Annotated in this window: 27 protein-coding genes; 16 read left to right on the top strand and 11 right to left on the bottom strand. The window is 59.5% G+C overall.

Features of this window, described 5'->3' with window-relative positions:
- Nucleotides 1-158 precede the first annotated feature (158 nt).
- Complete coding sequence (locus ABFT80_RS07905; RefSeq protein ID WP_455189900.1) at nucleotides 159-1,535, bottom strand: MATE family efflux transporter; 1,377 nt, start codon at nucleotides 1,533-1,535, stop codon at nucleotides 159-161.
- Nucleotides 1,536-1,630: 95 nt separating this feature from the next.
- Nucleotides 1,631-2,047 carry a VOC family protein gene (locus ABFT80_RS07900; protein ID WP_347971323.1) on the bottom strand — a complete coding sequence of 139 codons (417 nt, stop codon included), beginning with the start codon at nucleotides 2,045-2,047 and terminating at the stop codon, nucleotides 1,631-1,633.
- A gap of 283 nt (nucleotides 2,048-2,330) precedes the next feature.
- Between ABFT80_RS07900 and ABFT80_RS07895 the strand changes: the two genes are divergently transcribed.
- The 6 genes from ABFT80_RS07895 to lpxK all read left to right on the top strand — a co-directional run bounded on the left by ABFT80_RS07895 (nucleotide 2,331) and on the right by lpxK (nucleotide 7,911).
- Nucleotides 2,331-3,674: a TldD/PmbA family protein gene (locus ABFT80_RS07895; protein WP_347971322.1), complete on the top strand. Its 1,344-nt coding sequence runs from the start codon at nucleotides 2,331-2,333 to the stop codon at nucleotides 3,672-3,674.
- Nucleotides 3,661-4,461: a 3'(2'),5'-bisphosphate nucleotidase CysQ gene (locus ABFT80_RS07890; protein WP_347971321.1), complete on the top strand. Its 801-nt coding sequence runs from the start codon at nucleotides 3,661-3,663 to the stop codon at nucleotides 4,459-4,461. The genes ABFT80_RS07895 and ABFT80_RS07890 overlap by 14 nt, the downstream gene beginning before the upstream one ends.
- Nucleotides 4,462-4,536: 75 nt before the next feature.
- A complete protein-coding gene (locus ABFT80_RS07885) occupies nucleotides 4,537-4,788 on the top strand; it encodes a DUF4170 domain-containing protein (protein WP_347971320.1) in 252 nt (83 codons plus the stop codon).
- Complete coding sequence (locus ABFT80_RS07880) at nucleotides 4,788-5,579, top strand: lysophospholipid acyltransferase family protein (RefSeq protein ID WP_347971319.1); 792 nt, start codon at nucleotides 4,788-4,790, stop codon at nucleotides 5,577-5,579. Before ABFT80_RS07885 ends, ABFT80_RS07880 begins: the two co-directional genes overlap by 1 nt.
- The gene (gene waaA, locus ABFT80_RS07875; protein ID WP_347971318.1) at nucleotides 5,576-6,892 is read left to right on the top strand and encodes a lipid IV(A) 3-deoxy-D-manno-octulosonic acid transferase; all 1,317 of its coding nucleotides are present in this window, start codon (nucleotides 5,576-5,578) and stop codon (nucleotides 6,890-6,892) included. Before ABFT80_RS07880 ends, waaA begins: the two co-directional genes overlap by 4 nt.
- Before the next feature lie 2 nt (nucleotides 6,893-6,894).
- Complete coding sequence (lpxK, locus tag ABFT80_RS07870; RefSeq protein ID WP_347971317.1) at nucleotides 6,895-7,911, top strand: tetraacyldisaccharide 4'-kinase; 1,017 nt, start codon at nucleotides 6,895-6,897, stop codon at nucleotides 7,909-7,911.
- 25 nt (nucleotides 7,912-7,936) lie between these two features.
- Here the strand turns inward: lpxK and ABFT80_RS07865 are convergent, their stop codons facing one another.
- Together ABFT80_RS07865 and ABFT80_RS07860 are read right to left on the bottom strand one after the other, a co-directional pair.
- Nucleotides 7,937-8,170: a DUF2093 domain-containing protein gene (locus ABFT80_RS07865; protein ID WP_347971316.1), complete on the bottom strand. Its 234-nt coding sequence runs from the start codon at nucleotides 8,168-8,170 to the stop codon at nucleotides 7,937-7,939.
- Nucleotides 8,171-8,240: 70 nt separating this feature from the next.
- Nucleotides 8,241-9,167 (bottom strand): LysR substrate-binding domain-containing protein, encoded by a 927-nt coding sequence (locus ABFT80_RS07860; RefSeq protein WP_347971315.1) that lies wholly within the window; start codon nucleotides 9,165-9,167, stop codon nucleotides 8,241-8,243.
- Nucleotides 9,168-9,260: 93 nt separating this feature from the next.
- On the opposite strand from ABFT80_RS07860, the gene ABFT80_RS07855 reads away from it, so the two are divergent.
- Complete coding sequence (locus ABFT80_RS07855) at nucleotides 9,261-10,154, top strand: DMT family transporter (RefSeq protein ID WP_347971314.1); 894 nt, start codon at nucleotides 9,261-9,263, stop codon at nucleotides 10,152-10,154.
- Nucleotides 10,155-10,382: 228 nt separating this feature from the next.
- Here ABFT80_RS07855 and mutL read toward each other — a convergent pair whose 3' ends face one another.
- Together mutL and ABFT80_RS07845 are read right to left on the bottom strand one after the other, a co-directional pair.
- Nucleotides 10,383-12,227: a DNA mismatch repair endonuclease MutL gene (gene mutL / locus ABFT80_RS07850; protein WP_347971313.1), complete on the bottom strand. Its 1,845-nt coding sequence runs from the start codon at nucleotides 12,225-12,227 to the stop codon at nucleotides 10,383-10,385.
- Nucleotides 12,228-12,289: 62 nt separating this feature from the next.
- On the bottom strand, nucleotides 12,290-14,365 hold the full coding sequence (locus ABFT80_RS07845; RefSeq protein ID WP_347971312.1) for a putative bifunctional diguanylate cyclase/phosphodiesterase: 2,076 nt from the start codon (nucleotides 14,363-14,365) through the stop codon (nucleotides 12,290-12,292).
- A gap of 252 nt (nucleotides 14,366-14,617) precedes the next feature.
- Between ABFT80_RS07845 and ABFT80_RS07840 the strand changes: the two genes are divergently transcribed.
- From ABFT80_RS07840 to ABFT80_RS07825, 4 genes are all read left to right on the top strand, one after another.
- Nucleotides 14,618-15,820 (top strand): acyl-CoA dehydrogenase, encoded by a 1,203-nt coding sequence (locus ABFT80_RS07840; protein ID WP_347971311.1) that lies wholly within the window; start codon nucleotides 14,618-14,620, stop codon nucleotides 15,818-15,820.
- A gap of 103 nt (nucleotides 15,821-15,923) precedes the next feature.
- Nucleotides 15,924-17,111 carry a glycine C-acetyltransferase gene (locus tag ABFT80_RS07835; protein WP_347971310.1) on the top strand — a complete coding sequence of 396 codons (1,188 nt, stop codon included), beginning with the start codon at nucleotides 15,924-15,926 and terminating at the stop codon, nucleotides 17,109-17,111.
- A 160-nt stretch (nucleotides 17,112-17,271) separates the two neighbouring features.
- Nucleotides 17,272-18,306, top strand: a complete 1,035-nt coding sequence (gene tdh / locus ABFT80_RS07830) for an L-threonine 3-dehydrogenase (protein ID WP_347971309.1) — start codon at nucleotides 17,272-17,274, stop codon at nucleotides 18,304-18,306.
- 64 nt (nucleotides 18,307-18,370) lie between these two features.
- Nucleotides 18,371-18,874, top strand: a complete 504-nt coding sequence (locus ABFT80_RS07825; RefSeq protein ID WP_347971308.1) for an HPP family protein — start codon at nucleotides 18,371-18,373, stop codon at nucleotides 18,872-18,874.
- On the opposite strand, the gene ABFT80_RS07820 is transcribed toward ABFT80_RS07825, so the two are convergent.
- The gene (locus ABFT80_RS07820; protein ID WP_347971307.1) at nucleotides 18,807-19,325 is read right to left on the bottom strand and encodes a MarR family winged helix-turn-helix transcriptional regulator; all 519 of its coding nucleotides are present in this window, start codon (nucleotides 19,323-19,325) and stop codon (nucleotides 18,807-18,809) included. The genes ABFT80_RS07825 and ABFT80_RS07820 overlap by 68 nt on opposite strands.
- Before the next feature lie 78 nt (nucleotides 19,326-19,403).
- Here ABFT80_RS07820 and hmgA point away from each other — a divergent pair, with 78 nt between their 5' ends.
- From hmgA to ABFT80_RS07800, 4 genes are read left to right on the top strand one after another with little or no spacing between them, the layout of a single operon-like run.
- Nucleotides 19,404-20,717, top strand: coding sequence for a homogentisate 1,2-dioxygenase (gene hmgA / locus ABFT80_RS07815; RefSeq protein WP_347971306.1), 1,314 nt, complete (start codon nucleotides 19,404-19,406; stop codon nucleotides 20,715-20,717).
- The gene (locus tag ABFT80_RS07810) at nucleotides 20,714-21,574 is read left to right on the top strand and encodes an MBL fold metallo-hydrolase (protein ID WP_347971305.1); all 861 of its coding nucleotides are present in this window, start codon (nucleotides 20,714-20,716) and stop codon (nucleotides 21,572-21,574) included. Before hmgA ends, ABFT80_RS07810 begins: the two co-directional genes overlap by 4 nt.
- Nucleotides 21,575-21,595: 21 nt before the next feature.
- A complete protein-coding gene (locus ABFT80_RS07805) occupies nucleotides 21,596-22,609 on the top strand; it encodes a fumarylacetoacetate hydrolase family protein (RefSeq protein WP_347971304.1) in 1,014 nt (337 codons plus the stop codon).
- A gap of 1 nt (nucleotide 22,610) precedes the next feature.
- Nucleotides 22,611-23,141 carry a DinB family protein gene (locus ABFT80_RS07800; RefSeq protein ID WP_347971303.1) on the top strand — a complete coding sequence of 177 codons (531 nt, stop codon included), beginning with the start codon at nucleotides 22,611-22,613 and terminating at the stop codon, nucleotides 23,139-23,141.
- Here the strand turns inward: ABFT80_RS07800 and ABFT80_RS07795 are convergent.
- From ABFT80_RS07795 to hppD, 3 genes are read right to left on the bottom strand one after another with little or no spacing between them, the layout of a single operon-like run.
- On the bottom strand, nucleotides 23,138-23,515 hold the full coding sequence (locus ABFT80_RS07795; RefSeq protein WP_347971302.1) for a type II toxin-antitoxin system VapC family toxin: 378 nt from the start codon (nucleotides 23,513-23,515) through the stop codon (nucleotides 23,138-23,140). The genes ABFT80_RS07800 and ABFT80_RS07795 overlap by 4 nt on opposite strands.
- Complete coding sequence (locus tag ABFT80_RS07790) at nucleotides 23,512-23,760, bottom strand: type II toxin-antitoxin system Phd/YefM family antitoxin (protein ID WP_347971301.1); 249 nt, start codon at nucleotides 23,758-23,760, stop codon at nucleotides 23,512-23,514. Before ABFT80_RS07790 ends, ABFT80_RS07795 begins: the two co-directional genes overlap by 4 nt.
- A 57-nt stretch (nucleotides 23,761-23,817) precedes the next feature.
- Nucleotides 23,818-24,930, bottom strand: coding sequence for a 4-hydroxyphenylpyruvate dioxygenase (hppD, locus tag ABFT80_RS07785; protein WP_347971300.1), 1,113 nt, complete (start codon nucleotides 24,928-24,930; stop codon nucleotides 23,818-23,820).
- 116 nt (nucleotides 24,931-25,046) lie between these two features.
- Between hppD and ABFT80_RS07780 the strand changes: the two genes are divergently transcribed.
- On the top strand, nucleotides 25,047-25,565 hold the full coding sequence (locus ABFT80_RS07780; protein ID WP_347971299.1) for an Lrp/AsnC family transcriptional regulator: 519 nt from the start codon (nucleotides 25,047-25,049) through the stop codon (nucleotides 25,563-25,565).
- Nucleotides 25,566-25,768: 203 nt separating this feature from the next.
- Here the strand turns inward: ABFT80_RS07780 and ABFT80_RS07775 are convergent, their stop codons facing one another.
- Entirely contained in the window at nucleotides 25,769-26,107 is a 339-nt protein-coding gene (locus ABFT80_RS07775; protein WP_347971298.1) for a TIGR01244 family sulfur transferase, read from the bottom strand.
- Nucleotides 26,108-26,121: the final 14 nt, after the last annotated feature.

The following is a 26,121-nucleotide window of genomic DNA, read 5'->3' as shown; positions in this document are numbered from 1 at the left end:
TAGTGGCAAGGGGAGCGCTTTGCGCCCAGTCGGTTGTTCACCCTTGAATGATTGCCCTGTCGAGTGATTTGCGCGGTCTGTCCGCTTTGGCACCACCTGAAAAGTATTTGAACGGCTGAGTAGGGGTCGGTTGCCAACTGGCTGCTATCACCTCAACCTTACTGCACCGTCGCCGCCTTATCCGTCGAGAACGGCGACTCCGCTGCCGGTGGTGGATTTGGAATTTGGTCAGGTTCGACCATCGGCTCGTTTGCAATGTTTTTCACGACGCGGAAGCAGACCAGTACGGACAATATTCCGAACAGCACGGCACCCAGGCCCCAACCGGCAATGACGCCGATTGCGCCGTGGTAATGTGCGCCTACCCAAACGAAGGGAATGACGCCCAGCGTCGAGCGGCCCCAGTTGAAGACGGTCGAATAGGTCGGATAGCCGAGATTGTTGAAGGCGGCGCTTGAGACGAAGATCGCGCCGTTGAACAGGAACGAGCCTGCCGCGAAAAGGCAGAAGAACACGACGAGTTCGCGCGCCAGCCCTTCCGCGCCGAACAGTGAGGCGATGGGTTCTGCGAAGATCGCCAGCAAACCCCAGACGACCGAGACATAGACCAGCGTGAAGATCAGGCTGTCGCGCATGGTTGTAACGAGGCGGTCGTATTTTCTGGCACCGTAATTCTGGCCGAGGATTGGGCCGACTGCGCCCGAAAGCGCGAAAACCACGCCGAATGCGACCGGCAGTACGCGTCCGATGATCGCCCAGCCTGCAACGGCTGAATCGCCGAAGGCTGCGATTTCGGCGGTCACATAGGTATTGCCGACAGGCGTGGCGAGCTGTGTCAGCACGGCGGGGACGCCGATGGCGAAGAAGGGTTTTGCCGATGAGAGGAAGGCAGACCAGTTCGGCAGCTTGATGAGGCGGTGAACGTAATGCGCGCCATATATGCCGATGAAAAGCATCACGAAGCGCGAAAGAACCGTCGAGATGGCCGCGCCATCTATGCCGAGCCCGAACCCGAAAATGAAAAGCGGGTCGAGGACGGCGGCTGCAAGCCCGCTGCCGAGCGTCACATACATTGCCCGCTTGGCATCGCCCACGCCGCGCAGCACGCCGGATGCAGCCATGCCGAGCGCCATGATGGGCATGGACGGTATGACGATCTGGAGAAAGCGCGTTGCGAGCGTCAGCGTTTCGCCCTTCGCGCCGATCAGTTCCAGCATCGGATGGAGAAAAGGCCAGACGGCGATGGTGAACAGCGTCATCGTCACGCCCATATAGACCATGGATGCACCGCCCATCCGCGCCGCTTCCAGCCTGTCGCCGCGCCCCAGCGCCCGCGAGATCAGCGCACCGCAGGCGATGGTGAAGCCGATGGAGATGGAGACGGTGAAGAAGAGCAGCGTGGAGGCAAAGCCGATTGCGGCCGCCAGTTCATGGACGCCCAGCAGCGAGATGTAGAACAGATTGAGCGCGTCGACGATGAAGATCGCGATCAGCCCGACCGACCCGGTCGCCGTCATGACGACGACGTGGCGCATGGTCGAGCCGGTCGTGAACTTCGCGGTTTGGTCGGGCTGCTGCAACGCGTTCTCCAGATTAGCCGTAAAGTGCGGCTTGAATCACTTTGGCAGGTTTAGTGCGCAAATATCTGTTCCATCGAGCGAAATCCCTTGAACTCGAGCGCATTGCCGGAGGGATCGCGGATGAAAAGTGTTGCCTGTTCGCCGGGTTCACCTTCGAAGCGGTTCATCGGGCGCTCGATCCAGTCGATATCGTCGCGGCTTTCGAGGCGATCCGCCAGCTTCTGCCAATCGTCCATCAGGAGGACCGCGCCGAAATGGGGTATAGGCACGGTCTCGCCGCCGACTTTACCGTCATTCGCAGCCTGATCGGTCTGCTGTCGCAAATGAGCCGACATCTGGTGGCCGAACAGGTCGAAATCGACCCATGAGTCCGACGAACGGCCAATCGCGCAGCCGAGAATTTCGCCGTAGAAATTGCGGGTTTCATCGAGATCACGCACGGGAAAGGCAAGGTGAAACGGCGTCATGATATTCTCCTGGAGAAGTCTATATAGGGCGGTCGAATGTTAGAGACTGTTTGATAATTCGCCCTGCCGCGGCATATGGCGTGGTTTTCGAGAACCGGAGCGGAGCGTACATAAAGTACGTGAGCACCGGAAGCGCAGAAAACTGCGCTAGATGTCCGGCAGGGTAGAGTTTCCAAACAGTCTCGTAGGAGCCCATTGCACAACAGCGGGTGGAACAATAGATGGAGCGTGACATTCCCGCCCGTTTCGACCATTTCGCAGATAGCAAGTCAGGACAGCACTTATGAATGAGACGCTCGACGCAGCCAAGCTGACAGATCGCGTTGCAGCACTTGTCGATGCCGCGAAAAAGGCTGGTGCGGATGCTGCCGATGCAGTCGCGGTGCGTGGCCGCTCGACCGGCGTCTCTGTGCGTCTGGGCAAGGTGGAAGGCACCGAATCGTCGGAGAGCGACGACATTTCTCTTCGTGTGTTCGTGGGCAAGCGTGTTGCCAGCGTCTCGGCAACCGCCTCGTCCGATCCGAAGGTGCTGGCCGAGCGCGCCGTGGCCATGGCGAAAGTCTCGCCGGAAGATCCCTATCAGGGACTGGCCGATCAGGCGCTGCTCACCAAAACCATTCGCGACCTCGATCTTTTCGACGGAACGACTGTCACCGCCGACCAGCTTCGCGACGCAGCCCTTGCAGCGGAAGAGGCAGCATTGGCCGTTTCCGGCGTCACCAATTCCGGCGGCAGCGGCGCGAGCGCGGGGCTTGGCGGGCTGGTACTGGCGACGTCCGAAGGCTTCGTCGGGCAATATGTCGGCTCGCGCTTTTCGCGCTCGACCAGCGTGATCGCGGGCGAAGGTACCGGTATGGAGCGCGATTACGAATTCTCCTCGCGCATTCATTTCGCCGATCTCGACGCACCCGAAATCATCGGCAGGAAAGCTGGCGAACGCGCAGTGCGGCGGCTGAATGCGCGCAAGGCTGCGACCGGCCCGATCACGGTCGTCTTCGATCCGCGTGTGGCGCGCGGCATTGCGGGCCATCTGGCCGGGGCGATCAATGGCGCTTCGGTTGCAAGAAAAACCAGCTTCCTGCGCGAAATGATGGGCAAGCAGGTTGCGAGTGCGGCAATCACCGTCACCGACGAGCCGCTCAAGATACGTGGTCAGGCGTCACGGCTATTCGATGGCGAAGGCATCGAGGGTGAAAAGCTTTCGATGATCGAGAAGGGCGTGCTGGGTCACTGGTTTCTGTCTGTTTCGGCGGCAAAAGAGCTCGGCATGAAAACCAATGGTCGCGGCGTGCGTGGCGGGTCCTCCGTTACCCCATCCTCGACCAATCTGGCGATCGAGCCGGGATCTGCTTCGCCGGAGGATTTTCTGAAAGGCCTGAAAACCGGCTTCTACGTGACGGAAGTGTTCGGGCAGGGCGTCGATATGGTGACAGGCGAATACAGCCGCGGCGCATCCGGTTTCTGGATCGAGAATGGCGAACTGGCCTATCCGGTGTCGGAAGTCACCATCGCGTCCAACCTCAAGACCATGTTCCTGAACATGGTTCCGGCAAACGATGTCGACCGCAATTTCGGAACTGCCGCACCGACCCTGCTGATCGAAGGCATGACCCTTGCCGGCAACTGAGTTTTTCGCAGCAAAAAACGACGATCTGCGCTTGTTGCTGGATGCGGCAGCGGAGGCCGGGCGCATCGCCATGCGTTATTTCGGCCAGACCCAGGAAGTCTGGATGAAGGCCGGGCAATCGCCGGTGGGCGAGGCCGACTACGCGACCGACAAATATCTGCGCGAGACTTTGCTGGCCGCGCGCCCCGATTATGGCTGGCTGTCGGAAGAAACCACGGACACGTCCGAGCGGCTGAATGCGCGGCGCACATTCGTCGTCGATCCGATCGACGGCACGCGCGGTTTCATCGCGGGCAAGGATATGTGGTGCGTCAGCGTCGCAATCGTAGAGGACGGTCGCACGCTTGCGGGCGTGCTTGAATGTCCCGCAAGAGGCGAGACGTTCTGGGCACTGCCGGGCAAGGGCGCGTGGAAGAACGACGTGCAAATCAAGGTTCGCGAGGCGGTCGCGCCTTACGAAATCGGCGGTCCCAAGGCGATGATCGATGCGCTGCCGGAAGAACTTCATGCCATGCTGCTCAACGTTCCCTACATCCCCTCGCTTGCCTACAGGCTGGCGCTGATTGCCGAGGGATCGCTGGATGGCAGCTTCGTAAAGCCGAGCTCGCATGATTGGGATATAGCCGCAGCCGACCTCATTTTGCGTGAGGCGGGCGGCGATTTTCTGGACGCGCAGGGTGAAAAGCCGCGCTATGGCGAGACCGAAATCCGGCATGGCGCGCTGGTCGCCGGAAGCGGCTTTTTGCTACCGATAATGGCAAAGACGCTTGCAACGCTGACTGCTTGAACAGTAGCGGTTTCAAAACGCGTCGAATTCATTTAGACAAGCGGCAGAATTTACCGATACGATTCAGGAATGGACATGGCTGAAGAAAACGACAAGAAGCAGCTTCTGCATCTGGTTTTCGGCGGCGAGCTGAAATCGCTCACCGGCACGGAATTTCGCAATCTCGATGAAGTTGACATGGTCGGCATTTATCCCGACTACGCTTCGGCGCAGGCTGCATGGAAAGCCAAGGCGCAGGAAAGCGTCGATAATGCGCATATGCGCTACTTCGTGGTTCATCTTCACAGGCTGCTCGATCCGGATCCCAATCTGAACGGTAAGGGCTGATGGAGCGACGTCCCGCTGTGCCGCAGGCTGCAAGCCTTGCGGTGCAGAAAAAGTGCGGGGATAGAGTGTCGAAGAAGTTTTGGCGCAAGATCAGGAAGCCGCTGGCGCAGTCGCGCTTCGCAAAAGCGGCATTGACCAGCATTCTGGCCAATTTCCTGCGTCTGGTGCGCCTTACCAATCCGATGGCTGCCGGATCGTCCGACCTTGCCGAGGCGAGCGCCACTTTGACGCCCGGCATCATCACGCTCTGGCACGGGCAGCATCTGCTTGCGCCCGTGATCTATCCGCGCGGTCGCGGTCTGGTGGCGATGGTTTCGCGCAGTGCTGATGCCGAACTCAACGCGAAAGTGGTCGAAAAGCTCGGTATCGAGGCCGTGCGCGGCTCCGGCGGGCGAGAGGGCAGCCGCCACAATGCGGATAAAGGTGGCGCGCGCGCGCTGATTGCCCTGAAAAAGGCGCTTGATATGGGCAAGAACGTCGCCATGATTGCAGATATTCCGCATGGAACGCCGCGCCAGTCAGGGCTTGGCGTCATCACACTGGCAAAGCTTTCGGGCCGCCCTATCATTCCTGTGGCGATTGCCACCAGCCGGCGCAAGGTTCTGGAAAAATCCTGGGACAAGACGGCGATCAATCTGCCGTTCGGCCGTTGCGCCATCATCATAGGCGAGCCGGTTCGGGTCGATGCACAATCCGAGGCTGACGACATGGAAGCCAAGCGCGTGGAACTCACAAATTCGCTGAACAATGCGACCGCCGAGGCCTATCGCATCGTCGATGGTGGCAAATGAGCGAGCGTTGGGCGCGCGCCTTTCTTACCGCCTACCGCTTCGCGGGTGCTGCGGCCTTTCCGTTGATCGGCGGCTACGTCGCCTGGCGCTCCAGCCGCGGCAAGGAAGATCATGCCAGACGCCGCGAGCGCTATGGCCGCGCAGGCCATCCGCGCCCGGCAGGCCCGCTGATCTGGGTGCATGCGGCAAGCGTGGGCGAGACGGTTGCCGTCATTCCGCTGGTCGAAAGCATCGTGAACTACGGCATCAATATCGTGCTGACGACCGGCACCGTGACCTCCGCGCAGGTTGCGGAAGAGCGGTTGGGCAACCGCATCATCCATCAATATGTACCGCTTGATCTCAAGCCTGCCGTCAATCGCTTCCTCAACCATTGGAAGCCGGATCTGGCGATCATCGCGGAATCCGAAATCTGGCCGATGACGATACTGGAACTCGGTTCGCGCCGCGTGCCGCAGGTTCTGGTCAATGGTCGTCTTTCGGACCGGTCTTTCAAGTCGTGGAAAAAGCGTGCCTATATCGCCGAGGCGCTGTTCGAGCATCTGTCCCATGTCGTCGCCCAGTCGCCACTGGATGGCGAGCGCTTCACCGCTCTTGGTGCGCGTCCGGTTACGATTTCCGGCAATCTGAAGGTCGATACGGCACCGCCGCCCGTCGATGAAGAAGCGCTGGGCCAGATCGAACGGCAATTGGGCAACCGTCCGCGCTGGGCTGCTATTTCGACGCATGACGGGGAAGAGCTCGTCGCTGCCGAAGTGCACCAGATGCTGAAGGCGCGCCACAAGAAGATATTGACCATTATCGTGCCGCGTCACCCCGACCGTGCGGCAGCGCTGACGGAAGAATTCACAGGGCTTGGCCTCAAGGTCGCGCGGCGCAGCCTGAACGACGAAATCACGCCCGATACGGACATATTGCTGGGCGACACGATCGGCGAAATGGGCCTTTATCTGCGGCTCACCGAAATCGCATTCGTCGGACGCTCGCTGACCTCCGAAGGCGGCCAGAACCCGCTCGAACCGGCAATGCTGGATACAGCGGTTCTCGCAGGCCGCAACGTCCAGAATTTCCGCGAAGCCTATCAGCGGCTCATCACCAGCGGTGGCGCGAAGATCGTGCGCGACCGCGATATGCTTGCCGGTGCGGTGAACTTCCTGCTCGTCAACGACCGCGCGCGTCAGGACATGATGGACGCTGGCATATCCACGGTCGATGAGATGCGCGGCGCGCTTGCACGCACGCTGAAAGCGCTCGATCCCTACATCCAGCCGCTTATCGTACAGGCTCGCCTCAAAGGCGCGAACGGAGCCTGAGCATGGTGAGCGAAGCGCCTCCCTTCTGGTGGGAAAAGCCGGATTGGCGCGCATGGTCGCTCTATCCGTTGTCGTGGAGTTATGGCGCGGTTGCTGCTCGCCGCATGGTGACGGCGAAACGCGTGCCGATCGATCTGCCGGTCATTTGCGTCGGCAATTTCACGGTCGGCGGTACCGGCAAGACGCCTGTTTCTATCGCATTGGCCAAGGAAGCCGCACGGCAGGGCCTGAAACCGGGCTTCCTCTCGCGCGGTCATGGCGGAAGTTTCAGCCAGCCGCATCTTGTCGATCTCGGACATGACAGCGCCAAGCATGTCGGCGACGAACCGCTGCTTCTCGCACGCCACGGACTGGTCGCGGTCACGCCCGACCGTGTGGAAGGCGCGCGCCTTTTGCTGCGCCACGGCTGCGATATTCTCATCATGGACGATGGTTTCCAGAGCGCGCGCATTCGCATCGACTATGCGCTGGTGGTTGTGGATGCCCGCTTCGGCCTCGGCAATGGCCATGTCATCCCCGGCGGACCGTTGCGCGCGCCGCTTATCCAGCAGATGCGATTTGCAGACGGCGTTTTACGCATGGGGCAGGGCGATGCTGCCGAGCGCGCTATCCGGCTGGCCTCGCGCGCTGGCAAGGCGGTGTTCGATGCCTCAATCGCGCCGGAAGAAGATCCCGGTCTCCAAGGCCGTCGTTTTCTGGCCTTTGCCGGGATCGGCCACCCGGAGAAGTTCTTCGATACGGTGCGCAATGCTGGCGGCAGGGTGGAGCGCGAAAAGCCCTTTCCCGATCATCATTTCTACGGATCGGAGGATATTTCAAATCTGTGGAAGGCGGCGCAGGACGAGGGCCTTCAGCTTATCACCACAGCGAAGGACGCCGTAAGGCTTAACCATGAGGTGGCACCTCCTGAGTTCCTGGAAAATCTGACTGTTCTGGATGTGGAAGCCCGCTTCGACAACCCGCAGACACCTGCACGCATCGTCGCCTATGCGCGGGAAGCCTGGCGTCGCAGGCGGTGAAAATCCGCGTTGGTGAGGTTAGTGCCTAACCCCGCTTGCGCAATTCCGGATGCGCTTCAATCTCGCGTGCCAATGAAACCGACGCATTCACATAAGGCTCCTGACGCGCGACGCTCCAATATTTGAGCTCGTCAAGCGGGATCGTGTCGCCGGTCACCGCGCAGCGCACGAAGGCTCCGGGGCTGGTCACCTGAAAATCGCCGTCGAGATAACGGATCTGGGCTTCGCGCCCGCCGGGGCCTTCAAAACGGTTCATCATCGTCCATAACTCGCAAACATCGTCATGCTTCTTCGGCCACAAATCGACCGGAAGGTCAAGCAAGGTCGGCCTAACGATCACTCTTCAGAAAGGCCTCGACTTTTTCCGGAGGCAAGCCCGCCTGAATGCCGATGCGCTTCGCAAGCTCGCATGCGGCGGGTCTTGGCTGCCCCTCGGGGCGATCCATCCAGTAGGAAACGGGGTTGAGCGCCACGCGCTTGTCCACCTCCTTGAGCCTGCCGGAAGCAAGCTGGTTCTTGGTGAGCGGTGGCCGCGCCAGTGCAATTCCAAGACCATGGGCGGCGGCATCCAACACGAGATTGTAATCCTCGAAGCGCCTGTCCTGCAGCCTTGGTTTGTAGTCGATGCCGTGCGCGCCAAACCATGCGCGCCAGCCGGAGGCGTCGGAATCGTGGATCAGCGGATAGGCCAGCAACCGGTCCGGCGCGCCCTTGCCGATTTTGTTCGCAAGCGCTGGCGAAGCGATCGGGAAGCAATGTTCCTCGAAAAGCTGCACTGACACGCGTCCGGGAATGCGGCCGCGTCCGCATCGAATGGAAATGTCGATGCCTTCGTCGGCAAGGTCGGCCTGTCGTGCATCGACTTCCAGAACGATGCGCAGTTTCGGTTCGCCCGCTTCCAGTTCGGCCAGACGCGGCATCAGCCAAAGCCCGCTGAGCGAGGGGATCGATGTCAGGCGAACCACGGCCGGTCCGCGCGGTTCGCTCCAGCGGTCCGTCGTGTCGGCGATCAGCGCGAAGGCCTCGCTGGTGCGCAGGAAAAGGCGCTGGCCTTCCATCGTCAGCGACACGCCGCGCGCCCCGCGTTCGAAGACGCGAAGGCCGAGCCAGGTTTCGAGTTTCGCAATCTGGCGACTGATCGCGCCATGCGTGAGGTTCAGCCTTTCGGCAGCGGACGAGAAGCTTCCCGTTTTCGCCGCCGCCTCGAAAGCGCGCAATGTTTCCAGAGGAGGAATTGTCTTCAAGCTGTGATCCATGCTCACAGCTATGCCTCTAATTATTCGTTTGTCAATCAGCTCGGCGCGGCGTCTTTTATGAGCACAACAGCTTTCAAAGCCGAGGACAAAACGATGAGCGCCACCATGGAACTGCCGATAGCAGACAAGAAGATCGACACGACAACCACCTTAGTCGTCGCGATCACGATCGTCGGCTGGGCCTCGGCGTTTCCAGCGATACGTGCCGGGCTCGATGCTTTCGGGCCGCTGGAACTGGGTGCACTGCGCTTTACGATCGCTGCCGTTCCGGCCGCCATATTGCTGGCGATTTTCCGGCCCGCTTTGCCGAAATGGAACGAGATCTGGCGTTTCGCGACTGGCGGCATCGTCTTCGTCGCGCTCTATACGGCATTGCTGAATTACGGCGAATTGACCGTCTCGGCGGGCGCTGCCAGCTTCATCATCAATGTCAGCCCCATCCTCACAGCCATCTTTGCCGTGGTCTTTCTGTCGGAACGCTTTCCGCTCGTCGCATGGATCGGCACATTCGTTTCCTTCGCAGGCATCGGCATCATCGCCTTAGGCGAGGGGGAGGGTTTCGGCTTCGAGCCGGGCGCGTTGCTGATTCTTGGCGCGGCGTTCTGCACGTCCTTCAACACGATCGTCCAGAAGCCGCTTTTCGCCCGCCACAAGCCTTTGACGGTTTCCGCCTGGAACATGGTGATCGGCGCGTTGGCCTTGTCTCCGGCCCTACCGAACGCGCTTCATCAGGCAGGTACTGCCAGCTTCGAAGGGCTTTCGGCAGCAATCTATCTGGGCGTCGTGCCGAGCCTGATCGTCTATGGAAGCTGGGCCATCACGCTATCGCGCCTCCCGGCATCCCGCGCCTCGAACTTCCTTTACTGCGTGCCGCCCGTCGCGACCATCATCGGCTTCCTGTGGCTCGGCGAAGTTCCCGGCACGCTCGGCATTATCGGGGGTGTTCTGGCGCTAGGCGGCGTGGCGCTGGTGAATTTGAAGCGTTAGAATCTTTTATCTTTAGATAGAAACGCTTGCGGGACAGCGCCCCCCCTCTGTCCTACCGGACATCTCCCCCACGAGTGGGGAGATCATCTTGTCATCAGCGCACGGCACCAATTGCTGGCGTTGCAGGATGAATGCAGAGGGTTGTGTCAGCTAATCTCCCCACCTGTGGGGGAGATGTCCGGCAGGACAGAGGGGGGCGCCTCGCGATTCTATCAAAATTGGAACGATCTAACGACGCCCAAACAATCGCTCAATATCCGCCAGTTTCAACTCGATATAGGTCGGGCGCCCATGATTGCAGGTGCCCGATCCGGGTGTCGCTTCCATCTGGCGAAGTAGCGCGTTCATCTCTTCAGGTCGCATGTGCCGGCCGGACCGGACCGATCCATGGCAGGCCATGGTGGCAGCGATCGCATCCAGCCGATCCTTCAACGTGTCGGCGGTGTCGTTTTCCGCGATCTCGTCGGCAAGATCGCGGATCAGGCTTGCTACATCCGTCTGGCCAAGCATCGAAGGCGTTTCGCGCACGGCCACCGCACCCGGTCCGAACCGTTCCAGAACGAGGCCAAAGCGGCTGAGCGTTTCGGCATGGGAAGCAAGCCGCGAAGCGTCATCTTCCGGCAAATCGATGATTTCGGGCAGAAGCAGCATCTGCGTCGGCACGGCGCGCGCATTGAGTGCCTGCTTCAACGCTTCATAGACCAGCCTTTCATGAGCCGCGTGCTGATCGACGATGATCAGCGAATCCTCGGTCTGCGCCACAATATAGTTCTTGTGAACCTGCGCGCGGGCCGCGCCCAGTTGCGCCGAAAGCAGAGCTACATCGGCCTCGCCATGGCCTGCACGGGCATCCGCACTTTCCAGTGGTTTTTCGCCGAAAAGCGCCTGCGGCCGTTCCGAAAATCCCTCGTCCAGCGGCCGGAAATGCGAGCGTGCCGGATCGTATTCCGGCGAACTCGCCGCCCTGAATGCCGGATTGTAGGTGCGATGGCCGTTCGCCGGGCCGGAATGTGCATAGGCGGAAGCGCCGGGCCGGAACGCATTGACCATGCCTTCCGCACCGGTGGTGGCGGAGCGTATGCCCGCTGCCGTAAGTGCCTGCCTTATCGCCCCGATGATCAGGCCGCGCACCAGACCCGGATCGCGGAAGCGCACGTCAGCCTTCGCCGGATGCACGTTCACATCGACATAGGCCGGGTCGATATTGAGAAACAGCACGGTCACGGCATGGCGGTCGCGCGGCAGCACGTCTGAAAAAGCGCCGCGAATGGCGCCCGCAATCAGCTTGTCGCGCACCGGCCTGCCATTCACATAGGCATATTGCTGGAGCGCATTTGCCCGCGTGTAGGATGGGATCGAGACGTGGCCCGACAGCGAAACGCCGTCGCGCACCGCATCGATGGGAATTGCGTTGTCGGGAAATTCCTTGCCCATGACCTGCGCGATGCGCCGCAATTGCCCGTCAGGCGTCTGGTCGCCAGCCGCGAAATCCGTGGTCGAGCGGTCGGTGCCGGAGATGGTGAAGCGCACATGCGGGAAGGCGATGGCAATGCGCTTCACCACATCGCTTATCGCCGTGCTTTCGGCGCGCTCGCCCTTCATGAATTTGAGCCGGGCGGGCGTCGCGAAGAACAGGTCGCGTACTTCCACCGTCGTCCCGCGATTGGCCGGTGCGGGTTTTGTCGGCAACACGCGTCCGCCATCGATGCCGATCTCGTAGCCGCTATCGGCATCCGCCGAACGCGAGCGGATCGTCAGTCGCGACACGGAGCCGATCGAGGGTAGGGCCTCACCGCGAAAGCCCAGCGAGCGTATGTCGTGAATGTCGTCGGAAAGCTTCGACGTGCAATGGCGCGAAATCGCCATCGGCAATTCGTCCATAGGAATGCCCGACCCGTCGTCGCCCACGCGCAGCAGAGAAAGTCCGCCGCCTGCGGTCGCGACCTCGATTTTGGTCGCACCGGCGTCGAGCGCGTTTTCGACAAGCTCCTTCACCACGCTGGCGGGGCGTTCGATAACCTCGCCTGCGGCGATCTGGTTGATCATCGTTTCTGTGAGCTGGCGTATGGGCATGCCCGATTATACGGGATTCGGTGCCTGCTGCGATAGCGACGGTTGAGAAATCCCGATGAATATCAGGCGCGTCCATTGCTGCTGATGGCGAGCTGCGGCCGTTTCGATTTGGCAGACAGAAGCCAGTCGCGTGCCTGTTCCGCGGGCATCGGGAAAGCGATGGCATAGCCCTGCACCTGATCGCAGCCAAGGCGGCTCAGGCAATCGAGTTCGGCCTGCGTTTCGGCACCTTCCGCAACGACGGAGATGCCGAGCCCGTTTGCAAGCTCGGTCACTGCCTTGACGATCTTGGCATTGCCTTGCTCGGCGTCGATATTCTGCACGAAGCGGCGGTCGATCTTCAGGCGGTCGATCTCGTTGGGATCGACATGGCTGAGCGATGCGTAGCCGGTCCCGAAATCGTCCAGTTCCAGATGAATGCCCGTCGCGCGGATATGGCGCAAAGTTGCCGCGATACCGGTCTTTTCATCGTCAAGAATGACGGATTCGACGATTTCCAGAGCCAGTTTTTCGGCAGGAAAGGAGAATTTGCGTAAATCTTCGAAAAGTACCCGGTCGAATTCCGGCTCTATCAACTCGACGCCCGAAACATTCACCGCGAGACGGCCGAACTCGATGCCCGCCTGATGCCAGTCGGCAGCGGCCTTGATCGCCTTTCGCCGCACGATCCGGCCAATATCCACCATCAGCCCGCTTTTCTCAGCAACGGGAATGAAGCCGCCTGGCGGCACGATGCCATATTCGGGATGTTTCCAGCGCACCAGCACCTCGACGCCGACCACCTGACCCGAGGAAATCGAAACCTGCGGCTGGAAGTAAGGCACGAAGGCTTCCGTCTCGATGCCGACAACCAGATCCCGCTCGACGCGTTTGCGGTGATCGACTTCGCCACGCAATTCTTCGGAGAAGAAGGAGATCATCCCGCCGCCCTGCTTCTTGGCGGCGTAAAGTGCGAGATCGGCATGGACGATCAGATCCGAGGCATTGTCCGCATCCACCGGGTAGACGGCGATACCGGCGCTGGCGTCCGGATTGATGACGGAACCTTTGAAGTTGATGGGCTCGTTGATCGCATCGATTATGCGTTCGGCAACCGTGTTGATGTCTTCAGTGCTACCTGCACCGCTCAGGATCATGGCGAATTCGTCGCCGCCCAGACGGATGCAGAGGTCGGATGCGCGGCAGCAATCGCGCAGCCGCTGTGCCGTCACCACGAGAACGTAGTCGCCGGCCGAATGGCCCAGCGTGTCGTTGATCTGCTTGAAGCGATCGAGATCGATCTGCACGACCGCCAGCCGCTCCTGCCGCCTGTGCGCCGTGCTGAGCAGCGCATCGAAATGGTTGGTCATATAGGCGCGGTTGTAGAGGCCGGTCAGGCCGTCATGCACGGTCAGGAATGCCATGGAATTGCGCGCATCCATGAGCTCGCGGGTGCGGCGCAGAATGGCTTTCGACATGGGCCGGAAGATGAAGAGCGCCACCAGAAGGATCACCAGGATCGTCGCGTAGAACAGGATGCGATGAACGCTCATCAAATTGTCGAGCTGCTCCACCGCCATTTTGTCGAGGCGATAGTGAAGCGCCGTATAGCCGTCCAGCGTGGTGCTGGCGACCGTTTCGTCCAGCCGCGCCCGCTCGCGCCCGGCCAGATAGCGATGGTCCGCATCGGCTATGTTCAGACGGGTTTCAAAAGCGGAAATGAAGCGCCAGCCATTGGCCGCGAGGCTGAGCGAGAAGTAATCGAGGTGGTATGGCTTGGCGAAAAGGATGTGTTCGACGGAGTTGGGATCGTTGATCTTTTCCGGGTCGTTGGTCGCGCCGGTTTTCGTGAGAAGCAGATCATAGTTCTTCTCGAATTCTTCGGTCGCGTCCCTTAGCGCTACAACAAGCGGCGGCTGGCGTTCAGACGGTGCGGAATCGATCGTGTTCGCCAGAAACACGATGCGCTGGGAAAGCGCGCGCTGCATGCTGACGATGGTCAGCAATTCACCGTCGCTTTGCCTTGAATTGATCATTTTCTGGAGCAAAATGAAGGATGCCAACGCCATTGCTGCAATAATCAGCAATGCGATCCAGTATGCGCTTTTGATCAGAAGTATGATCGCGCGAGAGTTTGCCGTTGCCGGCTCTGCAGACATGGAATCGAAGCCTTTTCGATCACGCAGCTTTTCGAGTTGAATTCATCGTACAATATCGCAGGTTAATACATTGAAAAGCGGGAATATTCACAAGCATCTTTACGCTTAATAACAAGCATGCTTACGCAAGGGCGTTCATGTTCGGTATGCGCCTTCGGACTGAAATCCTTATTCGCAGAAAAGACCTTTGCGAAAAGTGGTGACAGGCGTTAAGCTGGATACTTCAAGCTTCAAATAAATTTGGGAAATGCTATGAACTTCGCGAACAAGGCGCATCAGGCAAGTTTCGTTTGGGACGATCCTTTCCTTCTTGAGGATCAACTTTCCGAAGATGAGCGCATGGTGCGCGACAGTGCTGCGGCTTTTGCCTCCGACAAGCTCGCCACCCGCGTCAATGATGCGTATTTAAACGAAGTCACCGATCCGGCTATCTTCCGCGAAATGGGCGAGGCGGGCCTGCTCGGGATCACGATCCCCGAAGAATATGGCGGCCTTGGCGCTGGCTATGTTACCTACGGTCTGGTCGCCCGCGAAGTCGAGCGCGTCGACAGCGGCTATCGCTCGATGATGAGCGTGCAGTCCTCGCTGGTCATGTTCCCGATCCATGCTTACGGCTCCGAGGAGCAACGCAAGAAATACCTGCCGAAGCTCGCTTCGGGCGAATGGATCGGCTGCTTCGGCCTGACCGAGCCGGATGCCGGTTCCGATCCGGGCGGTATGAAGACGCGCGCTGAAAAGACGGCGAACGGCTACAAGATTTCCGGGTCGAAGATGTGGATTTCGAATGCGCCCATCGCCGACGTGTTCGTCATTTGGGCAAAATCTGCCGAGCATGACAATCAGATCCGCGGCTTCGTTCTCGAAAAGGGCATGAAGGGTCTTTCCGCACCTAAGATCGGCGGCAAGCTTTCGCTGCGCGCGTCGATCACCGGCGAGATCGTCATGGATGGCGTCGAAGTCGGCGAAGATGCCTTGTTGCCCAATGTTTCGGGCCTGAAAGGTCCGTTCGGCTGTCTCAACCGCGCGCGCTACGGAATTTCTTGGGGCGTTATGGGTGCTGCCGAAGATTGCTGGCACCGCGCCCGTCAATATGGCCTCGACCGCAAGCAGTTCGGCCGCCCGCTGGCGCAGACGCAGCTTTTCCAGAAGAAGCTTGCCGACATGCAGACCGAAATCGCGCTCGGCCTTCAGGGTTCGCTGCGCGTCGGCCGTCTCATGGACGAGCACAAATTCGCACCCGAAATGATCTCGCTGGTCAAGCGCAACAATTGCGGCAAAGCGCTCGACATCGCGCGTCAGGCCCGCGACATGCATGGCGGCAACGGCATCCAGATCGAATACCACGTCATGCGCCACGCCCAGAACCTCGAAACCGTCAACACTTACGAAGGCACGCACGACGTCCACGCGCTGATCCTCGGCCGCGCGCAGACGGGTTTGCAGGCGTTTTTCTAGAGGCTTTCTGGACGCGCTGGCATTCGTGTCAGTGCGTCCGCAAAATTAAATTTGACAAGCAGGCGGCCATCTTCATCCTGAGATCAACCTCGAAGGGCACCCGATGACCGACGCATTCATTTCGCACCTCTCTTCCGAACTCGACGGTTTGAAATCCGCTGGGCTCTACAAGTCCGAACGCGTCATAACCTCCACGCAGTCAGCGGAAATTGAAGCAGACGGCCGCAAGGTATTGAATTTCTGCGCCAACAATTATCTGGGCCTTGCCGACAGCGACACGCTCCGCTCATCCGCCAAAGACGCCATCGACCGCTATGGCTACGGCATGGCCTCGGTGCGCTTCATCTGCGGGACGCAGGAAGAGCACAAGGCGCTCGAAAGCCGCATTTCCGGCTTTCTGGGAATGGAAGACACGATCCTCTATTCGTCCTGCTTCGACGCAAACGCCGGCCTCTTCGAAACGCTGCTTTCCGAAGACGATGCCATCATCTCCGATGCTCTTAACCATGCCTCGATCATCGATGGCGTGCGGCTCTCCAAGGCGAAGCGGTTTCGTTATGCCAACAACGACATGGGCGCGCTTGAGGAAGAACTCAAAAGGGCCGAAGGCAGCCGTTTCAAGCTGATCGCGACGGATGGCGTGTTTTCGATGGATGGCATCATCGCCAACCTTGGAGGCATTTGCGATCTTGCTGAAAAATACGGCGCGATGGTCATGGTGGATGACAGCCATGCGGTTGGTTTCGTCGGTGAAAAAGGACGCGGCTCACCGGAATATTGCGGTGTCGAGGGCCGCATCGACATTATTACCGGTACGCTCGGCAAGGCACTCGGCGGCGCATCCGGCGGCTATACGAGTGGTCGCGCGGAAATGGTCGAATGGCTGCGCCAGCGCTCGCGGCCTTATCTGTTTTCCAACACGCTCATGCCCGCGATTGCCGGAGCTTCGCTGAAAGTTTTCGACCTGATCGACGACGGCGACGATCTGCGCCGCAAACTCTACGTCAACGCTGCCCGCTTCCGCGAAGGCATGAGCGCGCTGGGCTTCAAGCTCGCCGGGGCAGGTCATCCGATCATCCCCGTCATGCTCGGCGATGCAGCACTTGCGCAGGACATGGCCGCAAAGCTGCTCGATCGCGGTATCTATGTAATCGGCTTCTCGTTCCCCGTCGTGCCGAAAGGACAGGCCCGCATTCGCACGCAAATGTCGGCTGCGCATTCGCCGCAGGATATTGAGCGTGCGATTGAAGCGTTTGGCGAGGTTGGGCGTGAATTGGGTGTGATTTCATGATGAATGTGTCTGCAATACACCCCCCTCTGGCCTGCCGGCCATCTCCCCCTCAAGGGGGGAGATTACTCTCGTCATCGATACAGCAAATCTCCCCCCTTGAGGGGGAGATGGCCGGCAGGCCAGAGGGGGGTGCTGCTTCGCATCCGCGGGAGTTACGCTGATGTCCAACATGATGCGCGCACTCGTCAAAGCGAAAGCCGAACCCGGTATCTGGATGGAAGAGGTTCCGCTTCCCGAGATCGGCCCGAATGACGTGCTGATCAAAGTCAAGAAAACCGCGATCTGCGGCACGGATGTTCATATCTACAATTGGGACCAATGGGCGCAAAAGACGGTGCCGGTTCCTATGGTCACAGGCCATGAGTTTGTCGGCACCGTCGCGGATTTCGGCGCAGCCGTAACCGAATATAAGGTCGGCCAACGCGTCTCCGGCGAAGGCCATATCGTTTGCGGCCATTGCCGAAACTGCCGCGCGGGCAGGGGCCATTTGTGCCGCAACACGCTGGGTGTCGGCGTGAACCGCCCCGGCGCGTTCGCCGAATATCTGGCGATCCCGCAGCACAATGTCGTGCCGATCCCCGACGATGTGCCCGATGAAATCGCCGCGATCTTCGATCCGCTGGGCAATGCGGTGCACACCGCGCTTTCTTTCGATCTGGTCGGTGAGGATGTTTTGGTAACGGGCGCCGGGCCTATCGGCATCATGGGCGCGCTGGTCGCGCAATGCGTCGGCGCGCGCAAGGTCGTCATTACCGACATCAACCAGACCCGCCTCGCGCTGGCCAAAAAGCTCGGCGTGCATCACGTTGTCGATGCCTCGAAGGAAAAGCTGCGCGATGTGATGCCAGCACTCGGCATGACCGAAGGCTTCGATGTCGGGCTGGAAATGTCGGGGGCCGCACCGGCCTTCCGCGACATGATCGACACGATGAACAATGGTGGCAAGATCGCCATTTTAGGCATCGCGCCGACCGGCTTCGAAATTGACTGGAACAAGGTCATCTTCAAGATGTTGCATCTGAAAGGCATCTATGGCCGCGAAATGTTCGAGACCTGGTACAAGATGATCGCGCTGGTGCAGGGGCCGCTCGATGTGTCGGGGCTGATCACGCATCGTCTCGGCATCGACAGCTATATTGATGGTTTTGAGGCCATGAAAAGCGGAAATTCCGGAAAAGTCGTGCTGGATTGGTAGTTTTTGCCTGTGAAGCGCAGGAAAATGCGGCTATGACGACCCAAATTCGTCCGGTCCGGCATTCATGCGCAGATATTTACAAGCCCTAGTCACACGACACGAAACCATCGTCGATCCGGTCTCGAACCTCAAAGCGGGGATAGGCGCCGTCCTCGGCATGGTCGCCGTTGGCGCGCTCGCCGCCTTCACCGAACTGCCGCTTCTTCTGGCGCCGCTCGGCGCGACCGCCGTGCTTTTGTTCGGCCAGCCTTCCAGCCCGCTGGCGCAGCCGATAAACGTCATGGGCGGGTATCTGATCGGTACGCTGATCTGTGAACTGGCCTTCGAAATATTCCCCGGCGCCTGGATGGCGGCTGCAATCGCGGTCGGTCTGACTGTCGTGATTATGCGCACGCTGCGGGTCACGCATCCGCCCGCCGGTGCGATACCCATCCTCGGTTTCGGCCAAGGGTCGCACGGCGCTCAGCTTTTTACCGTGGTTCTGATAGGGTCGGTCATTCTCATAGCGATCGCACTCGTGGTCCACCGGATACCGCCGCGCCGCGACTATCCGCACCATCTGGACTGACCTTCGCGCCGCGAAGTTTTAGAAGCTTTTCCAGCGCCGCTATTCCGGCAGCAACCGCTGCACGGTCCGGCGCGCTCATCCGCTCGAGAAGTTTCGCCTCAAAACCTTTCGCAAGCGGCACCATTTCGCGGTAAATCTGCCTGCCAGCCTTGGTAAGCGTCAGATTTTCGACGCGCCGATCGCCCGAAACAGTCTCGCGCACAAGCCATTTGCGCTTTTCAAGTTCGGCCACGGCGCGCGAGACCTTGGTCTTGTGCATCGATGAATGCTCGCCGATGGCGGTTGCCGTCATCGTCCCATATTGGCCGAGCGTCGCGAAAGTCCGCCACTCCGGCCGGGTCAGGCCGTGGCGCTCCTTGTAGAGCCGCGCGAAATCCTGACTGACGGCATCCGCGATACGGTTCAGCCGGTAGGGAAGGAATGCCTCCAGCGCCAAAATCTCTTCCGTCATCGCAGCATCCGCATGTTGATAGTTACATTTTCAATAGTTACGTTTGTAACAAATATCGGTCGTCGATGGGAGGTCGTGATGGCTTTTTCTTATATGCCGGGTTTCGGCAATGATTTCGAAACGGAGAGCCTTCCCGGCGCGCTGCCGCAAGGTCGGAATTCGCCCCAGCGCCCGGCCTATGGGCTTTACGCCGAACAGCTTTCCGGCTCGCCCTTCACGGCGCCGCGCGGCACGAATGAGCGCTCCTGGCTTTATCGCATTCGGCCCAGCGTGAAGCATACGGGCCGCTTCAGCCCGCTTGACCTGCCCTTATGGAAAACCGCGCCTGCCACGCGCGATCACGATCTTCCGCTTGGCCAATTGCGCTGGAACCCGATACCGGTGCCGCAGGAAAAGACAGATTTCATCTCCGGCATGCGCACGATCACCACAGCAGGCGACGCGATGGGGCAGTCGGGCATGGCCGCACATCTTTATGTCGCCAATGCCGACATGGTGGACGATCATTTCTTCAACGCCGATGCCGAATTGCTGATCGTGCCGCAGGTTGGCGGCGTGCGTTTTGTCACCGAAATGGGCGTTATCGAAACACTTCCCGGCGAGATTTGCATCCTGCCGCGCGGGCTGGTCTTCAAGGTCGAACTGCTTGAGGCGGAAGCTCGAGGCTACATCTGCGAAAATTATGGCGCGAAATTCACGCTGCCGGATCGCGGACCGATCGGCGCGAACTGCCTTGCCAATCCGCGTGATTTCAAAACGCCGGTCGCATGGTTCGAGGAAAAGGAAACGCCGTGCCGCCTGATCGTTAAATGGTGCGGCCAGTTCTACGAGACCGAGCTTGGCCATTCGCCGCTCGATGTCGTTGCATGGCACGGCAATTACGCACCTTACAAATATGATCTGGCGACGTTTTCGCCCGTCGGCGCGATCCTTTTCGACCACCCGGACCCGTCGATTTTCACCGTGCTCACCGCGCCATCGGGCGAGGAAGGCACGGCGAATGTGGATTTCGTGATCTTCCCGCCGCGCTGGCTGGTTGCGGAAAACACCTTCCGTCCGCCATGGTATCATCGCAACATCATGAGCGAGTTCATGGGGCTGATCCACGGTCAGTACGATGCGAAGGAAGAAGGTTTCACGCCCGGCGGCATGAGCCTGCACAATATGATGCTGGCGCATGGGCCGGATGCCGGCGGCTTCGAAAAGGCGTCGCGCGCCGACCTAAAGCCGGTCAAGCTTGAGCACACGATGGCCTTCATGTTCGAGACGCGCTTTCCTCAGCAAGTGACTCGTTTTGCAGCGGAAAGCGAATGCCTGCAGGACAATTATGCCGATTGCTGGAGCGATCTTAGAAAGCGCTTCAACGGAACGCTGGAAGGCGACTGGTCTTGAGTGAAAGGCTGGTTCTGCTCGGCACCAAGGGCGGCCCGGCAATCAGGCCGGGCGGTCCTTCGCCTACATCGTCACTGCTGGAAATCGGCGGACGCGTAATCGTCGTCGATTGCGCGCTGGGCGTGACACGCGGGCTGACCGATGCAGGCGTCAGCCTGAAAGCGCTGGACTTAATCTTCATCACCCATCTTCATTCCGACCATGTTCTGGAACTCGGGCCGCTTATTCACACAGCATGGACGGCCGGATTGGCGACGCCTGTAAAAGTGTTCGGACCCGCAGGCACTGCCGATTATTGGCGCGGTTTCCTGCAATCCATGAAATTCGACATCGATATTCGCATCATCGACGAAGGCCGCCCGGACATTCGCAACCTCGTCACGGTCACGGAATTTAGCGAGGGCGCGGTGCTGGATGAGAACGGCTTGAGGGTCATAGCGCTACGCGTCGATCATCCGCCCGTCACCGAATGTTTTGCCCTGCGCTTCGAGTTTGGCGCGAGAAGCGTCGTCTTTTCAGCCGATACCGCCTATTTCCCGCCGCTTGCCGAATTCGCGAAAGGTGCGGATATTCTCGTTCATGAAGCGATGCTTGAGGATGGCGTGGACCGCCTCGTCGCCCGCACCGGCAATGGCGCGCGGCTGAAGGAGCATTTGATGGCAAGCCACACGCTTGCCGCTGACGCCGGGCGAATTGCCGATGCTGCGAAAGTCGGACGGCTGGTGCTCAATCACCTCATTCCGGCCGACGATCCTGAGTTTGGCGAGGCTGAATGGCAGGAGGCCGTTCGGAAAAGCTGGAATGGTGCCTTGACGATTGGTCGCGATGGCCTTGTTGTGGAGTTGGCGGACGATTGAGCCGCGCATTGGGAGGACTACATGAAACTTGCCACATTGAAGAATGGATCGCGCGACGGGAAACTGGTCGTGGTTTCGCGCGACCTTACGCGGTGCACCGATGCCTCCTTTCTCGCGCGCAACCTTCAGGCGGCATTGGATGATTGGCAGCGTATTGCGCCGCATCTGGCGGCTCTCTCCGAATCTCTCGATCATGGCGCGGTTCCCGCCGAGCGCTTTCATGAGCATAACGCGCTCTCGCCTTTGCCGCGCGCCTATCAATGGGCGGACGGTTCGGCTTACGTGAACCACGTCGAACTCGTGCGCAAAGCGCGCGGTGCCGAGGTGCCGGAAAGTTTCTGGTCCGACCCGCTTATGTATCAGGGCGGCTCGGATTCCTTCCTCGCGCCACGCGACCCGATCCCGCTGGCAGACGAGGCATATGGTGCCGATCTCGAAGGCGAAATCGCGGTTATCGTCGACGATGTGCCGCAAGGTGCCAGCGTCGATCAGGCGCGCGATGCGATCCGCCTCGTAATGCTGGTCAATGACGTGTCCCTGCGCGGCCTGATCCCCGGCGAACTGTCGAAGGGGTTCGGCTTTTTCCAGTCCAAGCCCTCATCGGCGTTTTCGCCGGTCGCCGTCACGCCGGATGAACTTGGAAGCGCGTGGGATGGCGGCAAGCTGCATCTCCCGCTGGTCATCGATCTCAACGGCAAGCCCTTCGGCCGCGCCAATGCAGGCGTCGATATGACATTCGATTTTCCGCAGCTCGTCGCCCATGCGGCAAAGACCAGGCCATTGGTGGCAGGAACGATCATCGGTTCCGGCACCGTCTCCAACAAGCTGGATGGCGGCCCAGGAAAGTCGGTGGAGGCAGGAGGTGCAGGCTATTCCTGCATTGCTGAAATCCGCATGATCGAAACGATCGCCAGCGGCACACCGAAAACGCCGTTCATGCGCGTTGGCGACACTGTTCGCATCGAAATGAAGGATGAATCCGGCCATTCGATCTTCGGCGCAATCGAACAGACGGTCGAAAAACACGCGAACTGAGATGGGCCTTCTCGCGCATAATCGCGCGATGGCGCGCAACAACCGCTGGTGCAACCATGTCTTGCTGCGCGCCTGCGCCGGTCTTGACGCGGAAGCTTTCGTGGCGACACGAACGTCCTTCTTTCCCTCGATCGCCGCGACGCTGTCGCATATCTACTTCGTCGATCTTTTGTACATCGACGCGCTGGAAGAGGGCGGGCGCGGGCTTGGCGTCTTTGACGACGAAATCGTGTTCGGCCATGCCTCGGAGCTTCATCCGCTGCAGACTGAAGCCGATCTTCGGCTTATGAGGGTCTGCGACGAATTAAGGGAAGTCGATCTGGAGCGCCGAGTTATCGTCGACCGTGGCGATGACGGGAATGTACCGGAGCGCATCGATCGTGTTCTGGCGCATCTTTTCCAGCACCAGATTCACCATCGCGGACAAGTCCACGCGATGTTGGCGGGAACGTCGGTGAAACCGCCGCAGCTTGATGAGTTTTTTCTGGATTTTGAGCGTGACCCGGAAATCGAGAGGCTTGGGTTGGCCTAGGCCAGCGTCACGTCATAGTTGGAAAAGTGCCCGTCAGCAGTGACCAGCGTCAGTTCCTCAAGCTGTGCCTGAGCTATCAACAATCGATCGAATGGATCGCCGTGATGACGCGGAAGTGAGGTTGTTTGCAAGACGTGACGGGGGAGAATGGGCAGCAATTCGACATCGCTGGCCTCGATTGTTTCCAATAGCTTGTCAGGCATCGAAAGTTTGCCGGTAGCCGATTTGATAGCTATTTCCCAAAGCGAAGCAACGCTTAGAAATTTCGGCGCGTCGCCCAGCAATATCTCGTCATGCACTTTGGAGATGCGTTTGTCGTCCGCGAGGTCCCAAAGAAAGATGTGGGTGTCGAGAAGATAACCTCGATCACTCACGAAACGTATTCATCCCATTCCGGGCCGAGCACGTCAAAGTCCTCGGCAATCCAGATTTGGCCTTTCATGGCGCCGCGCAACTTCTTTTTCGGCAGAGCATCGGCACTTGCCGCGATCTCGACGATCGGCTTTCCATGGCGTGTAACGACAAAGCGCTCGCCAGCCTCGGCCCGTTTCAGGATTTCCGAAAATTTTGCCTTCGCCTCGGCAGCGCTGAATGTTGTCGCCTTGCCCTCAATATTCATAGCTTGATCCTTTATGACCATAATTTAGGTCATAAAGGATCCGCCTGCAATGGCATTCTACTCCGCAGCCTCCACCTTGATAACCCCGCGCCGGATCTGATCTTCCTCAATGGATTCAAACAAAGCGCGAAAATTGCCTTCCCCAAAACCTTCATCGCCCTTCCTTTGGATGAACTCGAAGAAAATCGGGCCGATCACTGTTTTTGAGAAGATTTGCAGCAGGATTTTGGTCATGCCGCCATCGACCACACCTTCGCCGTCGATCAGGATGCCGTGCTCCTTCATGCGATCGATCGGCTCGTCATGGCCGTTCACGCGCTCGTGGCTCTTTTCGTAATAGGTTTCAGGCGGCTTTGGCATGAATTTCAGGCCGTTTGCAGCGAGCCTGTCGGTGGCGACGAAAATGCCGTCCGTGCCGACCGCGATGTGCTGGATGCCTTCGCCCTTGTATTTGCGCAGATATTCCTCGATCTGACTCGTATCGTCCTTGGATTCATTCAGCGGAATGCGGATTTTGCCGCAAGGCGAGGTTATCGCGCGGCTCATCAGGCCGGTGATGCGTCCGTCGATGTTGAAGAAGTGGATTTGCTTGAAGCCGAACAGCTCGCGGTAGAAGGCCCACCATTTGTCCATCTGGCCGCGATAAACATTGTGGGTCAAATGGTCGAGATAATAGAAGCCGACGCCCTTCGGCTTAGGGTCGCGCTCACCCATCCATTCGAATTCGGCATCGTAGGCCGAGCCCTTTTCGCCATAGGTCTCGATGAAATAAAGCAACGATCCACCAATGCCGACGATGGCAGGCACGTCGAGCGTCTTGTCGTCGCCCTTATAGGGCTCGGCACCTTTCGCGACCGCTTGGTCGAAAGCGTGTTTCGCATCAACCACGCGCCAGGCCATCGAAGGCGCGCATGGGCCGTGCTCTTCGATGAAGCGCGAGGCGTGCGAGCCGGGTTCTGCATTGACTACATAGTTGATGTCGCCCTGGCGCCAGACGGTGATGTTTTTCGTCTTGTGACGGGCAACCGGCGAATATCCCATGCGCTCGAACAATTCGGCCAGCTTTTCAGGTTCGGGATGGGCGAACTCGACGAATTCGAAGCCGTCCGTGCCGGCCGGATTTGCGGCGCTGATCTTGGCTGGCGGTGCGTCGTGTGGAAACGGTCCCATTCAATCCTCCTGAAGTGTCGAGAAGATTGTAGGTCCAAACGCTCGCAAGGTGCTTGCATTCGCACGCCCCAGATGATCCAGATATGCGTGATATACGCATGATTGGAGAAAAAATCATGGAAAGCGCGCATCTGGACAAGTTTGACCGCAAGATATTGTCAATCCTGCAGGAGGATGCGCGGCTGACGAACAACGATCTTTCCGAGCGCGTGAACCTCTCGGCCTCGCAATGTTCGCGCAGGCGGCAGCGGCTGGAAGAGGAGGGGTTCATAAAGGCCTATCGGGCGATCCTTGACCGCGACAAGGTCGGCTTTCCCCTGGTCAACGTGATCTCGGTGACGCTCGCGACGCATAATCGCGACAATGCGCAGCGCTTTGCCGATCTCTTGGAAAAGCTGCCGGAAGTGCAGGAGGCGCACGCGCTGACCGGCGAGATGGATTACATTTTGAAGGTGGTGACGCCCGATCTGAAATCGCTGGCCGATTTCGTCAACGGGGTGCTGCTGCCGCATGAATCCGTGCAGCATGTGAAAACGGCGATCGTTTTGCAGACATTGAAGGAAACCGGCGCGCTGCCTTTGCGTGAGGCCGCGCCGGAAGTGACGCGCCCGGTTGGGCGCATCAGGAGTTTTTAGTGCCTACATCTTAACGCTGGCGGGACAGCACCCCCCTCTGGCCTGCCGGCCATCTCCCCCTCAAGGGTGGAGATTGCCATGTCATGAACGCGGGGTACCAATCGCTGGTGTTGGAGAATGAAGGCAGAGAGTTGTGTCAGCCAATCTCCACCCTTGAGGGGGAGATGCCCGGCAGGGCAGAGGGGGGTGCCTCGTGAAACGTTCTAGTTCTTGTTCTGCTGCACCAGCGCATAAAGGTTCGTACAGCGTGCGCCGGAGCGGCAATAGGCGAAAACCGGGCCGTTGAGTTCGTCGAGGGCTGCCCCCATGTCGTTGACGTTTTCGCTGGTGATCTGGCCGCTGACGACCGGAATGTAGCGGAACTCAAGCCCTGCTGCCTCGACTGCTTCCTTCACCGCGTCGGCGGAAGGCTGGCCGGGCTGCTCATCGTCCGGGCGATTGCAGATGACGCTGTTGAAGCCTGCGGCCTTCACATCCGCCACATCCTGCGGCTGAATCTGGCCGGATACGGAGTAATCTTCGGTGATCTGGCGATATTCCATGACGAAAATCCTTC

The organism is Foliimonas ilicis (genome assembly GCF_039939195.1).
Taxonomy (GTDB): domain Bacteria; phylum Pseudomonadota; class Alphaproteobacteria; order Rhizobiales; family Rhizobiaceae; genus Foliimonas; species Foliimonas ilicis.
This window is presented reverse-complemented; position numbering and strand designations above follow the sequence as displayed.